We start from the raw sequence: 16791 nt of genomic DNA, 5'->3' as shown, positions 1-16791 counted from the left end.
GAAGATTTAAGAATGGATATAATTGATGTATCAATAATTGTAGTCTATGTTTTATTAACTCTATTTGTTGGAATATGGGTTTCTAAAAAAGCTTCAAAAGGTTTAAACTCTTATTTTTTAGGAGGAAATAATATAAAATGGTATTTTTTAGGTTTAAGTAACGGTTCTGGAATGTTTGATATTTCTGGAACTGCCTTAATGGTTGGTTGGCTTTTTTTATACGGAGCTAAAAGTTTTATGCTGATGTGGCTATGGCCTATATGGAATCAGATTTTTATAATGATGTTTTTAGCTGTTTGGATACGTAGGTCAAATATAATGACTGGTTCTGAATGGATTTTAACACGTTTTGGAGATGATAAAGCAGGAAGAGCTTCTCATAAAATTGTAGCAATTTTTGCAGTCGTTGCAGCTATAGGGTTTATCGCCTATTTTTTTGAAGGTGTTGGTAAATTTATGACCGTTATTTTGCCTTGGGATTTAACATTGCAAATTGGCAATTCAGTACTTTTTAATTCTGAACAATCCTATGCCTTAATCATTATTTTTCTTACTACAATTTATACCATTAAAGGAGGAATGTTTTCTGTTGTAGCTACTGAAGTTTTACAATACGGAATTATGGTAATTGCTGGAGTATTAGTTGCTGGATATGCTTTTTTTGCTTTTAGTGATGTAGAAATTGCTAATGTAATTTCCGAAGAGTGGAAAAACGTATTTTTCAGTTGGGAATTAGATCCGCATTGGGATAGTTCTAAATATCAAGCCTTTAATGATTTAGTAGATTCAGAAGGCTATAAAATGTTTGGAGCATTGATAGGAATGAGTTTATTTAAAGGCTTTTTTGCAAGTATTGCAGGACCTACACCTAGTTTTGATATGCAACGTATTTTATCTACTAAAACGGTAAAAGAAGCAGCATATATGGCTGGGTTTACTAATTTAATATTATTTATCCCAAGATATTTATTGATAGGTGGAGTAGTGGTTATTGCTCTTGTAGTTTTGGCTCCTGAAATGATTGCCAATCCAAATTTAACAGGGGCAGATTTAGAAATTATACTTCCTAAAGTTATTAATTTTCATGTGCCAGTTGGTATTAAAGGATTATTGTTAGCAGGGCTGTTAGCTGCATTTATGTCCACTTTTTCTGCCTTTGTAAATGCTGGGCCAGCTTATATAGTAAATGATATTTATAAAAAATATTTTAAGCCAGTGGCAAGTGATAAGCATTATATTAAAGCAAGCCATATAGCTTCATTTTTAGTAGTAGGCTTGGGTGTTTTTATGGGCTTTTTTGCAGAGTCTATCAACTCATTAACTTTATGGATAACAAGTGCATTGTTTGGAGGCTATGTAGCTGCTAATTTTTTAAAATGGGTTTGGTGGAGATTTAATGGATGGGGGTATTTTTGGGGAATGTTAGCAGGTTTAATTATTGCCAGTTTACAATTTCTATTAGACCAAAATAAAGCTAATTTTGTTGAAGGTACAATCCTATATGAATTATCAAATTTATCTGCAATATACTTGTTTCCAATAATATTTGGTTTTTCATTATTAGGTTCTTTTTTAGGTACTTATTTAAGTGCGCCAACAAACATGGAAGTACTAAAATCATTTTATAAAAATGTACACCCGTGGGGTTGGTGGAAACCAGTTTTAACTGAGTTAAAAAAAGAGGATAAAACCGCAGAGAAAAATTCTGAATTTTGGTCAGATATGTTCAATTGTGTCATTGGTATTATATGGCAATCTAGCATGATTGTTTTGCCAATTTATTTAATGATTCGTGATTATCCTAAAATGTGGATAGCATTTGCAGTGTTTTTAATCACCTCAATTATACTTAAATTTACGTGGTTAGATAAGGTTAGAAAACTTCCTAATTAATAGTTTTATTAAATTTTTAAATTAAAATAATAATATTGTGAATACAATTCCTTGGCAAGATAAACCGGCAGAGAGTAAAGAAATAATTTGGAGATATGCTGAAAATCCAATTATAAAAAGAGATCAATTACCAACTTCAAACAGTATTTTTAATAGTGCGGTTGTGCCTTTTAAAGATGGTTTTGCAGGTGTTTTTAGATGTGATAATAAAGCGGTACAAATGAATATTTTTGCTGGGTTCAGTAAAAATGGGATCGATTGGGATATCAATCATGAACCAATTGTTATGAAAGCAGGTAATACCCAAATGATTGATTCAGATTATAAATACGACCCTCGTGTAGTGTTTATTGAAGACCGATATTGGATTACCTGGTGTAATGGTTACCACGGACCAACCATTGGAATTGCCTATACATTCGATTTTGTTGAATTTTTTCAGTGTGAAAATGCATTTCTTCCATTCAATAGAAATGGCGTTTTATTTCCACAAAAGATTAATGGTAAATATGCCATGTTAAGTCGCCCAAGTGACAATGGACATACCCCATTTGGAGATATTTATATTAGTTATAGTCCTGACATGAAATATTGGGGAGAGCATCGTTGTGTAATGAAAGCCACTCCTTTTGAAGATAGTGCTTGGCAATGTACAAAAATTGGTGCTGGCCCAATTCCAATTTTAACCGACGAAGGTTGGTTAATGCTATATCACGGTGTAATAAATACCTGTAATGGTTTTAGATATGCTATGGGAGCCGCAATTTTAGATGAACATCAGCCAGATAAAGTAAAATACAGAACGCAACCGTACTTATTAGGACCTCACGTAAATTACGAGCAAGTTGGTGATGTGCCAAATGTAGTTTTTCCTTGTGCCGCTTTACACGATGTTAAAGAAGATAAATTAGCAATATATTATGGTGCAGCAGATACTGTTGTTGCTTTGGCATTCGGAAAATTAAGTGAAGTAATTCAGTATACAAAAGAGAATAGTTTATAAATTTTTTAGATATGAAATTACCTAAATTAGTTATTGCATTACTTTTATTTACTACGGTTAGTTGTGCACAATCAAAAAATGATATTCCTAAAAGTTATATTGCATATAAAACTTCTGAAACTATTACCATTGATGGTGAAGCTACAGAAACAGCTTGGACTAAAACAGAATGGTCGGATACTTTTATTGATATTGAAGGCGTAAAAGAACCAACTTACAAAACGCACGTTAAAATGATGTGGGATGAAACTTACTTTTATATTTTAGCAAAAATGGAAGAACCGCACGTTTGGGCAGATATTACAGAACACGATGCCATAATTTTTCATAATAATGATTTTGAAGTTTTTATTGATCCAGATGGTGATACTTTTAATTATTACGAATTAGAAGTAAATGCCTTAAACACAGTGTGGGATTTATTTATTACAAAACCGTATCGTGAAAGAAATGCCGCTTTGAACGATTGGACCTTAACAGGGTTAAAATCGGCTGTAAAGGTTGATGGAACAATAAACAATCCAATAGATAAAGATCAAGGTTGGACGCTTGAATTAGCAATTCCTTGGAAAGCATATAAAACTTCATACTTCGAAAAAAATGTTCCTGAAAATAAACATTGGAGAGTTAATTTCTCTAGAGTTAATTGGGATTATCAATTAGAAAATGGTGTATATCAAAGAAAAAAAGATGCTGAAGGTAAACTATCACACGAGTATAATTGGGTGTGGTCTCCACAAGGTGTTATAAATATGCACGAACCAGAAAAATGGGGTTATGTGTATTTTTCATCTAAAGAAGTTGGTTCAAAAGATACATTTACAATTCCGCAAGATGATTTTATAAAAGAAGAATTATATAATTTATACAAAGCACAAAATAGCTACCGTCAAAAGCATAAAAAATGGGCAACATCTATAGATAGTTTAACTTCTAAAGCTATTGTTGTAAATCATAAGACCTTGCAGCCAACTATAGAAAATCACGCAACAGGCTATAATATTTCAGTGAAAAGTCCTTTTACTAACAACACATTAATTATTAAAGAAAACGGTAAAATTATTTCAAATTAAATTTATTATGAAACTACAAAAACTACTATTTTTTGCATTGGTATTCAGTATTTTTTCTTGCCAAACTGCAAAAGAGAAAAAAGATACCACAGCAATTTCAGAAAACGTAACAACTGAAAATTCGTTTGAATTTGGGGTTTGGACTACTGCAAATAATGAAAAATCAAATGAAGAATATGCACAAGAATTCAAAAAATATAAAGATGCTGGTATTGATGAGGTGTTAATTAACACTGGAACTGATCCTGAATTGTTAAAAAAAATTACACCAATTGCAACCGAAAACGGATTAAAAGTGCACGCATGGATTATGGCAATGAATCGTCCTGGGGATACTATTGCTCTAAAACATCCAGAATGGTATGCTGTAAGTAGAGAAGGAAAATCGTGTTTTGATACGCGTCCGTATGTAGGTTATTACCAGTGGTTATGCCCAACTAGAGAAGCATCTCGTAACCACGTTTTAGGCTTAGTTGAAGGTTTAGCAAAAGTTGAAGGTATTGAAAGTGTACATTTAGATTATATCCGTTTTTCAGATATTTTCTTGCCAATTGGTTTATTGCCAAAATACGATTTAGTGCAGGATGAAGAATTACCTGAATTTGATTTTTGTTATTGTGATGTTTGTGTAAGTGAATTTGAAAAAATCCATCATAAAAATCCTAGAAATATTAAAAATACTGACATTGACATGGAGTGGAAACAGTTCCGTTTAAATGCTGTTAGAAATGTGGTGAATGATGCTTATGAAATTGTTCATAAATACAATAAAAATTTAACGGCTGCAGTTTTTCCTTATCCTGAAATGGCAGATCATATGGTACGTCAACGTTGGGATAAATGGACAATTAATGAAGTGTATCCAATGATTTATCACGGTTTTTATAACGAAGAGGTAGACTGGATTGGTTTTGCAACCAAACAAGGTGTTGAAGATGTAAAAGACAAAGGTATTGGTCTAAACACAGGAATTTATATGCCAGATTTTAAATCTGTTGAAGATTTTAAACAAGCAATTTTATTGGCTAAAGAAAACGGAGCAAAAGGAATCACGTTTTTTGATGGTCCAGCAATTGCACCAGAATATTTAAAAGCAATAAAAGAAACAAAAGAAAGTTTGAAGTAGTAATTTATGAAGCAGTTTGGACTTATATATATCATTCTATTTGGATTGCTTTTTGGTTGTTCAGAACCAGAAATAAAACTTGATAAATTAACAAACTATGTGAACCCATTTATTGGAACAGATGGCCCTGGAAATACCTATCCAGGAGCAACTGTTCCTTTTGGAATGGTACAATTAAGTCCAGATATTGGTATTCCTGGTTGGGACAGAATTGCGGGTTATTATTACCAAGATTCTATTATTTCAGGGTTTTCTCATATGCATTTAACAGGAACTGGAGCAGGAGATTTGTATGATATTTTAGTAATGCCAACCAATAGTAAGTTTTCAAAAAGAATTAAAGAAAACAATTTCAAACCTTTTTCAAGTTTTTCACACGATAAAGAAACTGCTTCGCCAGGCTACTATTCGGTTGATTTGTTAGATTATGGCATTAAAGCTGAATTAACGGCAACTGAAAGAACAGGAATTCATAAATATACCTTTCCAAAAGACGATAAAACAGAAATTCATATCGATTTAGGATATGCATTGAATTGGGACAGTCCAACGGAAACATATTTTAATGTTGTAGATAATACTACAATTGAAGGATACAGAAAATCTACTGGTTGGGCAAAAGACCAACGTGTATATTTTGTAATTAAAGTTTCAAAACCATTTAATTCGTATCAATTATTTAAGAATGATAGTATAACAACTTCACCAGTAACTGCAAAAAACACCAAAATTATTTTAGAGTATGCAACTACTGAAGGCGAACAAATTATTTTAAAAACTGGAATTTCTTCAGCAAATATAGAAGGTGCACATAAATCTATAGCAATTGAAGCATCTGATTTTAATTTTGATCTCATCAAAAATAAAGCTGAAGAAAAATGGGAAAACGAACTTAGTAAAATTGAAATTTCAACAACTGATACAACCAAAAAACACATTTTTTACACAATGTTGTATCAATCTATGTTGGCGCCAACCTTATTAAGCGATCATAATTTTAATTATAAAGGTGCGAATGATAACATTGTAAAAGCTAATGGTTTTAATAGATACGATACTTTTTCACTTTGGGATACTTACAGAGCAGCGCATCCATTATATACCATTTTACATCTAGAAAGAACTTCTGATATGATCAATTCTTTGTTAGCACATTATAAAGAAACGGGTTTATTACCAGTTTGGTCTATGCAAGGAAATGAAACAAATATGATGATTGGTTATCATGCGGTTCCAGTGATTGTAGATGCTTATTTTAAAGGAATTGGTCTTGATACCGATCTTGCTTTTGAAGCTTGTATAGCAAGTGCAACGGACAATTCAAGACAAATAAATGAATATATGGAGCTAGGTTATGTTCCTGTTGATGAACATCATGAAAATTGGTCGGTTTCCAAAACATTAGAATATGCTTACGATGATTGGTGTATTGCACAATTTGCAAAAGCTTTGGGTAAAACAGAAGCTTATAATCAGTTTTTAAAACGTTCTGAAAATTGGCGAAATGTATATGATTCTCAAAGTACATTTATGCGTCCAAAATTAAAAAATGGAGCATTTGTAAAAGAATTTATTCCAAAGGAATACACACCCTATTTTTGTGAAAGTAATGCCTGGCAATACTTTTGGTCTGTACAACACAATGTTGAAGGATTGACAGCTATTATTGGAGGAAAAGAATTGTTAGAGAAAAAGTTAGATACTATGTTTTCGCTAAATCCACTTCCAGAAGATAAATTACCAATTTTTAGTACAGGAATGATTGGGCAATATGCACACGGAAACGAACCAAGCCATCATGTAGCCTATTTATACAATTACATTGAAAAACCATGGAAAACACAAGAATTGGTACGTGAAATTTTAGAAACTCAATATAAAAATGAACCAAACGGACATTGTGGAAACGAAGATTGCGGTCAAATGTCGTCTTGGTATGTATTTAGTGCTTTAGGTTTTTATCCTGTTAATCCAGCACAAGGTGTTTACGCCTTTGGTTCACCAATTGTTGATGCTGCAACGCTAAATTTAGAAAATGGAAAAAAATTTACTGTTGAAACTATAAACAATAGTTCAGAAAATAAATACATTCAAACCATTGAATTAAATGGCGAAGTAATTGAACGAAATTATATCAAACATTCAGAAATAATAAATGGAGGAACATTGATTTTTACAATGGGAAATCTTCCAAATAAGAATGTAAAAAATACTATGGCATCAAGTTCAGAAATATACAATTAAAACCACGTTTATGTCGCAAAGAAGAGATTTTATAAAAAAAGCCGCTCTAGGAACCATCGGAATTAGTACTGTTTTAAGTTGTAAAGAACTTACTGAAAAAGAAGATGCAACTGCTGAAAAAGTAGTGCAAAAAAATCAGAAAAAACCAGTAATTATTTCCACTTGGAATCACGGATTACCTGCAAATGAAGAAACTTGGAATTCATTAAAAAATGGAAAATCAGCATTAGATGCAATTGAAGCAGGAATGAAAATTCCTGAAGCAGACCCAAAAGTTAGAAGTGTAGGTTACGGTGGTTATCCAGATAGAGAAGGTAAAGTAACCTTAGATGCTTGTATTATGGATCATCAAAGTAATTGTGGCTCTGTTTCATTTTTACAAGGAATTAAACACCCAATTTCAGTGGCAAAAAGAGTACTTCAAAACACGTCTCATGTAATGTTGTCAGGTCAAGGAGCTCTTCAATTTGCGCTTTCCGAAGGTTTTACTGAAGAAAATTTGTTAACTGCAGAAGCAGAAAGAGATTGGAAAAAATGGGTGGAAGAGTCTAAATACAAACCTGTAATAAATATTGAAAACCACGATACAATTTCAATGTTAGTTGTAGATAATGATGGTAATATTTCTGGAGCTTGTACAACTAGTGGAGCAGCCTGGAAAATGCATGGTAGAGTTGGAGATTCACCAATTATTGGAGCTGGGTTGTTTTTAGACAATGAAGTAGGTGCTGCGGCAGCAACAGGCTTAGGTGAAGCAGTTATTAGGACGGCTGGTAGTGCTATGGTGGTTGAATTAATGCGCCAAGGAAAATCGCCTTTAGAAGCTTGTAAAGAAATTGTGGAACGAATTTACGATAAACACAAAAACCATAGAGATTTGGAATATCTTCAAGTAGGCTTTATAGCACTTAATAAAAATGGAGAATATGCCGGTTACAGCCTTCGATCAGGTTTTAATTATGCAGTTTACGATGAAGAATATGGAAATAGAATGGAAGATGCTGCATTTAAAATGCCTTGGGAAAATTAGGAAAGAATAGAAAAGTCATAAAAAACAAGTACAATGAAAATCGTTAAGAAACTACAAATTTTAGCTTTATTGGTAGTAATTACCTCTTGTTCAAAGAGCAAGGTATTTACTGAAAGTGATATTCAAATAATACCAAAACCTGCAAGTGTTCAATTAGAGAACGGAGTGTTTGAATTTTCTGAAAACACTCAATTTTTTATTGAAAATCAATCTCAAAAAGAGGCAACCACCACCTTAGTTAATAAATTTAAAAAGGTCGTTGGTTGGAATCTTGGATTTTCTGAAACTGCTCCTCAACATAATTATATTCAATTAAGTGTTGATGAATCATTTGCTAAAGAAGCCTATAAATTAGAAGTTCATACTGATTTTATTAAAATTACAGCCAACGGAAATTCAGGTTTTATGTATGGTTTAGAAACAGTTCGTCAATTACTTCCTATAGAAATTGAGAGTGATGAGCTTGTTAAAAATATAGATTGGATAATTCCAGCTATTGTTGTTAAAGATCAACCTAGATTTCAATATAGAGGTTTAATGATTGATGTTTCGCGTCATTTTTTCAATAAAGAATATTTAGAAAAAGTAATTGATCGTTTGGCAATGCATAAAATGAATGTTTTACACTTACATTTAGTAGATGATCAAGGCTGGAGAATGGAAATTAAAAAATATCCAAAATTAACAGATGTTGGCGCGTGGAGAGTTGATCAAGAAGATAAACATTGGAGTGCAAGAGAAACAACCGATCCTAATGAGAAAGGGACTTATGGAGGGTTTTTCACTCAACAAGAGTTAAAAGAATTAGTAGCTTATGCGGCTTCTAAAAATGTAGAAATCATTCCTGAAATAGAGATGCCAGCACATGTTTCTTGTGCTATTGCTGCATATCCAGAACTATCTTGTTTTGAAAAACCAATTGGAGTTCCTTCAGGAGGAGTATGGCCAATTACAGATATTTATTGTGCAGGAAAAGAACACACTTTTGAATTTTTAGAAGATGTTTTATTAGAAGTAATGGAAATTTTCCCATCAAAATACATTCACATTGGTGGAGATGAGGCTACCAAAACTAACTGGAAAATTTGTCCACATTGTAAAAAGAGAATGAAGGATGAAAATCTAGAAAACGTAGAAGAATTACAAAGCTACTTTGTAAAACGTATGGAGAAATTTATCAACTCAAAAGGTAAAAAGTTGATAGGTTGGGATGAAATTTTAGAAGGTGGGTTAGCTCCAGATGCAACCGTAATGAGTTGGAGAGGTGTAAAAGGGGGAATTGAAGCAGCTAAACAAGGGCATGACGTAATTATGACACCTGGAACGCACTGCTATTTTGATCATTATCAAGGACCTCAAAATGAGGAACCTTTAGCTTGGGGAGGTTATACACCTTTAAGTAAAGTATACCAATTTGATCCTGTAGTTGATGTAATGACTCCAGCAGAAGCAAAACATGTACTTGGAGGTCAAGCGAATCTTTGGGCTGAATACATTCCTAATGAAAAGCAATCTGAATATATGATTTTTCCTAGATTAGCAGCACTTTCAGAAACACTTTGGTCACCTAAAGAATTACGCAATTGGAATGACTTTTCTTCTAGAATATCCACCATGTTTAATCGTTACGAATTATTAAATATCAATTATGCTAAAAGCAGTTATTTAGTTTCTGCAAATACTACTGTTAATTTAGAAAACAAAACAGTGAATTTAACCTTGCAAAATGAATTTCCAAATGCAGATATTAGGTATGTAATTGGAGATAATGAAATGAATGAAAATGCAACCAAATATACAAAACCAATTGAATTATCTGAAACAACCATTGTAAAAGCCTCCTTATTTAAAAACAATATACCAGTTGGAAAAATATTTATTGATACTATTAAATTTCATAAGGCTATAGCACATAAAGTAACTTATATAACTCCTTATAGTGAAAAATACCAAGGAGCAGGTAAATTTGGAATGGTAAATACTTTAAGGGGTACAAAAAATTTTCACGATGGACAATGGCAAGGTTGGTTGGCAACTGATATGGAATTAATAATTGATTTAAATAATGAAGAAGAAATCTCTGAAGTTGTTATGGGTGTTCTTGAAAACCAAGGACCAGCAATTTATTTTCCGACAGCAATAGAAGTTTCGGTTTCTAATGATGGAAATAGCTATAAATCAGTAGCTAAAATTGAAAGAGAATTTCAAAAAAATTCTAAATCAGAGTTAAAAGATTTTAAATTAAAATTTGATAAAACTACTACACGTTTTGTTAAAGTTAAAGCTAATTGTTTAAAACAAACTCCTAAAGGAGGAAAAGCTTGGTTGTTTGTAGATGAAATTTTAATCAATTAAAAATGAAAGATGAAAGATTTTTTTAAATACATAACTCTACTATTTGCAATAACGTTATTGTCATGCAATAAAACTCAAAACAAACAAGAAAATACAGAAGCAATTAAAACTAGCTTGGTAGATTATGTGAATCCGTTAATGGGTACCGATTCAGAGTTTAGTTTATCAAACGGAAACACTTACCCTGCTATTGCTACTCCTTGGGGAATGAATTTTTGGACTCCAATGACTTCAAAAATGGGTGATGGTTGGACTTATAAATATGACGAATATAAAATAAGAGGCATAAAACAAACCCATCAACCAAGCCCATGGATAAATGATTATGCGGCATTTTCATTTATGGCAGTTACAGGTGACTTAAAATTTCAGGAAGATGAACGCGCTTCGTGGTTTTCACATAAAGCTGAAACTGTAAAGCCTAACCATTATTCGGTGTATTTAGCAGATTATGATGTAGTTGCTGAGGTAACGCCTACAGAAAGAGCAGCACACTTTAAATTTACATTTCCGAAATCTGATGAATCTTATATTATGCTCGATGCATTTTTTAAAGGATCAATGGTGAAAATTATTCCTGAAGAGCGTAAAATTATTGGCTATTGCAGAAATAATAGTGGCGGTGTTCCAGATAATTTTCATAATTATTTTGTTGCAGAATTTGATAAAGATTTTGAAATCAATCATACGTGGAATGATGATTGGAAATTGATTGAAAATTCAACAAATAGTGAAGGTGAACATGTAGGAGCAATTATTGGTTTTAAAACTAAAAAAGGAGAAGAAGTTCATGTAAAAGTAGCTTCATCATTTATAAGTTTAGAACAAGCACAGTTAAATTTATCAAGAGAAATAGGAGCTGATACTTTTGAACAAACTAAAGAAAAAGCAAAACAAGCTTGGGAAAAAGAATTGAACAGAATACAAATTGAAGACGATAATATAGATAATATTAGAACATTTTATTCAAGTTTATATAGGGTACTATTATTTCCAAGAAAATTTTATGAGTTTGACGCTGATGAAAATGTAGTTCATTATAGTCCTTATAATGGTAAAGTATTACCAGGGTATATGTTTACTGATAATGGATTTTGGGACACATTTAGAGCTGTTTTTCCATTTTTTAATATGATGTATCCAGAGCTAAATGGAAAAATTATGCAAGGTTTGGCCAACACTTATAAAGAGTCAGGATGGTTGCCAGAATGGGCAAGTCCAGGTCATAGAGATTGTATGATTGGTTCTAATTCTGCCCCAATTATTTCTGATGCCTTTTTAAAAGGGGTAAAAGAGATGGATATTGAAGTGTTGTTAGAAGCGATGTTAAAAAATGCAACTGTTTCAGAAGGAAGACCTGTAAATTCAGTTGGTAGAGCTGGTTTAGAGTATTATAATGATTTGGGGTATGTGCCATATAATGTTGGAATTAATGAAAATGCGGCAAGGACTTTAGAGTACGCTTATGCCGATTTTACTATTGCGAAAATGGCTGAAAAATTAGGGAAAGCTGATATTGCAGAAAAATATTATAAGCAGTCGATGAATTATAAAAAACTGTTTGATCCTTCAACAAATTGGATGAGAGGAAAAAATAAAGAAGGTGATTTTCAGTCTCCGTTCAATCCATTAAAATGGGGAGATGCTTTTACAGAAGGCAATAGTTTACATTATACCTGGTCGGTGTTTCATGATATCCATGGTTTAATGGATTTAATGGGGGGTAAAGAAAAGTTTGCTTCCAAATTAGATGAAGTTTTTGAAATGCCTCCTAGTTTTGATGCTTCATATTACGGATTTACAATTCATGAAATTAGAGAAATGCAAATCGTAAATATGGGGAATTATGCTCATGGAAATCAGCCTATTCAACATATGATTTATTTGTACAATTACGCAAATAAACCTTATAAGGCGCAAGAAAAAGTAAGAGAGGTTTTAACAAAATTGTATTCAGCTACACCAGATGGCTATTGTGGTGATGAAGATAACGGACAAACATCAGCTTGGTATGTATTTAGCTCTTTAGGGTTTTATCCAGTTACTCCAGGTACAGATGAATATGTAATTGGAAGCCCTTTATTTGATAAAGTAACGTTGCATTTAGAAAACGGAAATATATTTGATATTACTTCAAAAAATAATACAACAAAGAATTTTTATATTCAATCAGCAACCTTAAATGGTCAACAATATGAAAATACTTTTTTAAAATTTAAAGATATTCAAAATGGAGGTAGTTTGCAGTTTAACATGGGAGAAAATCCAAATAAAAGCTGGGGAAGTAATCCTGAAAATATTCCTTTTTCTTTAAGTAAAAATTAATAAAATGAAACGAACTGTTGGAATCTTTTTTCTTTTGTTTTCTGCTCAAATTTACTCACAAGCAGTTTATGAAGATGAAAGGTATGTCCCTGAAACAGATACTTTAGTATTAGAAAAACTAAATGAATGGCAAGGGAAAAAGTTTGGGCTATTAATGCATTGGGGGACTTATAGTCAATGGGGTATTGTAGAATTGTGGTCATTATCTCCTGAAGAATATGGCTGGTGTGAGCGTAAAAAAGGAAGTAATCCAAACGATTATTTTACCTATAAAAAAGAGTATGAAGAATTAAAAAATACATTTAACCCCTATAAATTTAATCCAAATAAATGGGCAAATGCAGCAAAAAAAGCAGGAATGAAATATGTTGTTTTTACAACAAAGCATCATGATGGATTTGCGATGTTTGATTCAAAGTACACAGATTATAAAATAACAAACGTAGGAACTTCTTTTTCAAAAAATCCTAAAGTAAATATTACAAAAGAAATTTTTAAAGCTTTCCGTAGTGAAGGATTATGGACTGAAGCTTATTTTTCTAAACCAGATTGGCATTCAAAATATTATTGGGATCCAAAATTTCCTCCAATGGATAGAAATGTTAATTATTCCCCAGAAGAAAACTCAGAGAAATGGAACAAATTTGTTGAGTTTACGCACAATCAAATTCTAGAACTTTTAACCGATTATGGGAAAGTAGACATTTTATGGCTAGATGGAGGATGGGTAGCAAAAGCATCTAAAACCGAGATAATAGATTGGTTTACCAAAACACTTCAAAAAACTGAAGGAGCTTATTTAAAACATAGAATGGTAAATCAAGATATTAGAATGGATGAACTTGTCAAAAAGGCTCGTATAAAACAACCAGGTTTGATTGTAGTTGATAGAGCCGTTCATGGGAAAAATCAAAATTATTTAACCCCAGAGAATAGAGTTCCTGAAAAAACATTGCCTTATCCTTGGGAATCTTGTATAATTTCAGGAGGAGGTTGGTCTTACACGCCAAATGCTAAATATATGAGTGGACGAGAAGGCATTCATATGTTAATTGATATTGTGGCAAAAGGTGGTAATTTATTATTAAATATTGCCCCGAGTCCAGAGGGTGAATGGCAACAAGAGGCTTATAATTTGTTAGAAGAATATGCCGATTGGATGAAAATAAACAGCTCAGCTATTTATAATACCAAACCTATTGCACCTTTTAAAGAGAACAATATTTGTATGACTCAGAATAAAAAAGGGAATGTGTTTTTATTTTATATGGCTGAAGAAGGTGAAATTATTCCATCAGAAATTATCGTGAATTCAATAAACCCAAAAAGAGGAACTGAAATAACAATGCTTGGTTTCAAAAAGAAATTAAAGTGGAATAAAATAAAAGAGGGTTTTAAAGTGGAAATTCCTCAAGAACTAAGAAATAATTTACCAGCAAAATACGCTTGGACGTTAAAAGTTGAAGATGTTAATCAATAAAATATATATGTTTTTAAATAATTTTTTTAATAAGAGAGTTAATCCTGTTTTTTTTGCAATTTTAGTTTTGTTAAGTTTAAACTCTAATGCTCAACAACCAGTAGATTTTGTTAATCCATTTATTGGAACTTCTAATTATGGAGCAACTTTTCCAGGTCCAATAGCACCTAGAGGAATGGCTAGTATCAGTCCTTTTAACGTTGCAGGACCACAAAATTTACCTCTCGAAAAAGATAGTCGATGGTTATCAAATCCATATGTGTATGAGAATACTTTTTTAACAGGCTTTAGTCAGGTAAATTTGAGTGGAGTTGGTTGTCCAGAATTAGGAGTATTATTATTGATGCCTACCACAGGAGAGGTGGAAACGAACCATTTAAAATATGGTACAACCTACTCTAAGGAGGTTGCTAAAGCTGGGTATTATACCTCAACACTAGATAAATATAATATAAAAGCAGAATTCACAACTTCAAAAAGAGTGGGTGTTAGCAAATTTACATTTCCAAAAGGGCAATCAAATATTTTATTGAATTTAGGTTTAGGGTTAACCAATGAACAAGGAGCCATGGTTAAAATTGTTTCTTCTACTGAAATTGAAGGAATGCGATCAGTAGGATCCTTTTGTTATAACAGCCCTGAGGCAGCTTATCCAGTATATTTTGTAGCAAAATTTTCAAAACCAGCGGATAATTTTGGTGTTTGGAAAAAACCAACAACTTATAAAGGATTAGAGGCACAATGGATGGGTTATAATGGAAAAACTAGATTGATGGATGCTTCCAAAAAAATGGTTGCCGGAGATAGTATTGGAACTTATTTTTCTTATAAGTTTGATAAAATTGAAACAGTTGAAGTTAAAGTTGGAGTTTCGTATGTAAGTATTGAAAACGCACGAGAAAATTTAGAAAAGGAAACTTCCAACAAATCGTTTAATGATGTTTATGAAGAATCATATACAGCATGGAATAATTTATTATCTAGAATTAAAGTTGAAGGAGGTACAAAAGATGATAAAACAGTTTTTTATACAGCCTTATACCATACTCTAATTCATCCAAATACTTTAAATGATTATAACGGCGAATACCCTGAAATTAAAACAGGAAACATTGGTAAAACTAAAGGAACTCGTTATACAGTATTTTCATTATGGGATACTTATAGAAATTTGCACCAATTAATGTCTTTGGTTTATCCACAACAACAATCTAATATGATAAAAAGCATGTTAGAAATGTATGATGAAAATGGTTGGTTGCCTAAATGGGAACTAAATTCTACAGAAACTTTTACTATGGTCGGAGATCCTGCGAGTATTGTAATTACAGATACGTATTTAAAAGGAATTAAAGATTTTGATGTAGAAAAAGCGTATGAAGCAATGCTTAAAAGTGCTGATCAAATTGAAAACAACCCTTTAAGACCTGGATTAAAAGATTATATTGAAAAAGGGTACTTAACAACTGAAAATGGAGGGTCAGTTTCTACAACTGAAGAATATAACGCAGCCGATTATTCCATTGCATTACTTGCAAAAGAATTAGGAAAAAAAGAAGATTATAAACGTTTTAAAAATAGATCAATTTCTTATCGAAAGTTATTCGATAAAAACTTAAAATTGTTAAGACCCAAAAACAAAGATGGTAATTGGTACGAACCATTTGACCCATTGGCAGGAGCTAATTTTACTAAAAATGTTGGCTTTATTGAAGGCAATGCTTGGCAATACGCTTTTATGATTCCTCATGACATACTTGGACTTAAAAAATTAATGGGCGGTAATAAAGGATTTACAAAACAATTACAAAAAGTTTTTGATGAAGATCAATTTGATATGGCAAACGAACCAGATATAGCGTATCCTTATTTATTTAATTATGTAAGAGGACAAGAGTGGAGAAGCCAAAAATTAGTGAAAAAATTAGTGAAACAATATTTTAAAAACACACCAGATGGCATTCCAGGAAACGATGATACTGGTACTATGTCGGCTTGGTTAGTGTATTCAATGATGGGAATTTATCCAATTGCTCCTGGTGAGCCAAAATATACCATTACAACTCCAATGTTTGACAAAATTACCATTCAACTAGATACTACATATTATAAAAATAACGAATTAATAATTGAAAGAGAGTCAAATTCAAATGGAAACATTCAACATATTTTATTAAATGGTAAAAAACACAATAGTTATTTTATCAATCATAAAGAGTTAGTTGAAGGAAAAAAAATAAAGATTATTTTAAAGTAAATAGC

At 32.0% G+C, this 16791-nt stretch carries 10 protein-coding genes; all 10 read left to right on the top strand.

The window, feature by feature from the left end:
• Positions 1-12 precede the first annotated feature (12 nt).
• Genes ACFQZW_RS03485 through ACFQZW_RS03440 form a run of 10 tightly spaced genes read left to right on the top strand, consistent with a single transcriptional unit; the run spans position 13 to position 16786 of the window.
• A complete protein-coding gene (locus ACFQZW_RS03485; RefSeq protein ID WP_298264319.1) occupies positions 13-1893 on the top strand; it encodes a sodium:solute symporter family protein in 1881 nt (626 codons plus the stop codon).
• 37 nt (positions 1894-1930) lie between these two features.
• Positions 1931-2896: a glycoside hydrolase family 130 protein gene (locus tag ACFQZW_RS03480; RefSeq protein WP_298264321.1), complete on the top strand. Its 966-nt coding sequence runs from the start codon at positions 1931-1933 to the stop codon at positions 2894-2896.
• 11 nt (positions 2897-2907) lie between these two features.
• A complete protein-coding gene (locus ACFQZW_RS03475; RefSeq protein WP_372800638.1) occupies positions 2908-3969 on the top strand; it encodes a sugar-binding protein in 1062 nt (353 codons plus the stop codon).
• A gap of 7 nt (positions 3970-3976) precedes the next feature.
• Positions 3977-5095 (top strand): hypothetical protein, encoded by a 1119-nt coding sequence (locus ACFQZW_RS03470; RefSeq protein WP_386781474.1) that lies wholly within the window; start codon positions 3977-3979, stop codon positions 5093-5095.
• 6 nt (positions 5096-5101) lie between these two features.
• On the top strand, positions 5102-7339 hold the full coding sequence (locus ACFQZW_RS03465) for a GH92 family glycosyl hydrolase (protein ID WP_386781473.1): 2238 nt from the start codon (positions 5102-5104) through the stop codon (positions 7337-7339).
• Positions 7340-7349: 10 nt separating this feature from the next.
• Entirely contained in the window at positions 7350-8369 is a 1020-nt protein-coding gene (locus tag ACFQZW_RS03460; RefSeq protein ID WP_386781472.1) for an isoaspartyl peptidase/L-asparaginase family protein, read from the top strand.
• A 33-nt stretch (positions 8370-8402) separates the two neighbouring features.
• Positions 8403-10724 (top strand): glycoside hydrolase family 20 protein, encoded by a 2322-nt coding sequence (locus ACFQZW_RS03455; protein ID WP_386781471.1) that lies wholly within the window; start codon positions 8403-8405, stop codon positions 10722-10724.
• A 9-nt stretch (positions 10725-10733) separates the two neighbouring features.
• Complete coding sequence (locus ACFQZW_RS03450) at positions 10734-13049, top strand: GH92 family glycosyl hydrolase (RefSeq protein ID WP_386781470.1); 2316 nt, start codon at positions 10734-10736, stop codon at positions 13047-13049.
• A gap of 4 nt (positions 13050-13053) precedes the next feature.
• The gene (locus tag ACFQZW_RS03445) at positions 13054-14529 is read left to right on the top strand and encodes an alpha-L-fucosidase (protein WP_386781469.1); all 1476 of its coding nucleotides are present in this window, start codon (positions 13054-13056) and stop codon (positions 14527-14529) included.
• 7 nt (positions 14530-14536) lie between these two features.
• A complete protein-coding gene (locus tag ACFQZW_RS03440) occupies positions 14537-16786 on the top strand; it encodes a GH92 family glycosyl hydrolase (RefSeq protein WP_386781468.1) in 2250 nt (749 codons plus the stop codon).
• Positions 16787-16791: the final 5 nt, after the last annotated feature.

Source organism: Lutibacter aestuarii (genome assembly GCF_042676885.1).
Classification (GTDB): Bacteria; Bacteroidota; Bacteroidia; order Flavobacteriales; family Flavobacteriaceae; genus Lutibacter; species Lutibacter aestuarii.
The sequence above is the reverse complement of the archived record's forward strand: the minus strand, read 5'-3'. Positions and strand labels throughout refer to the sequence as shown.

Bases quoted from the DNA above. Each gene is read 5' to 3' on its own strand.
- ACFQZW_RS03450 (WP_386781470.1), top strand. From the start codon at position 10,734: ATGAAAGATTTTTTTAAATACATAACTCTACTATTTGCAATAACGTTA.
- ACFQZW_RS03455 (WP_386781471.1), top strand. From the start codon at position 8,403: ATGAAAATCGTTAAGAAACTACAAATTTTAGCTTTATTGGTAGTAATT.
- ACFQZW_RS03445 (WP_386781469.1), top strand. From the start codon at position 13,054: ATGAAACGAACTGTTGGAATCTTTTTTCTTTTGTTTTCTGCTCAAATT.
- ACFQZW_RS03470 (WP_386781474.1), top strand. From the start codon at position 3,977: ATGAAACTACAAAAACTACTATTTTTTGCATTGGTATTCAGTATTTTT.
- ACFQZW_RS03460 (WP_386781472.1), top strand. From the start codon at position 7,350: ATGTCGCAAAGAAGAGATTTTATAAAAAAAGCCGCTCTAGGAACCATC.
- ACFQZW_RS03485 (WP_298264319.1), top strand. From the start codon at position 13: ATGGATATAATTGATGTATCAATAATTGTAGTCTATGTTTTATTAACT.
- ACFQZW_RS03440 (WP_386781468.1), top strand. From the start codon at position 14,537: ATGTTTTTAAATAATTTTTTTAATAAGAGAGTTAATCCTGTTTTTTTT.
- ACFQZW_RS03475 (WP_372800638.1), top strand. From the start codon at position 2,908: ATGAAATTACCTAAATTAGTTATTGCATTACTTTTATTTACTACGGTT.
- ACFQZW_RS03465 (WP_386781473.1), top strand. From the start codon at position 5,102: ATGAAGCAGTTTGGACTTATATATATCATTCTATTTGGATTGCTTTTT.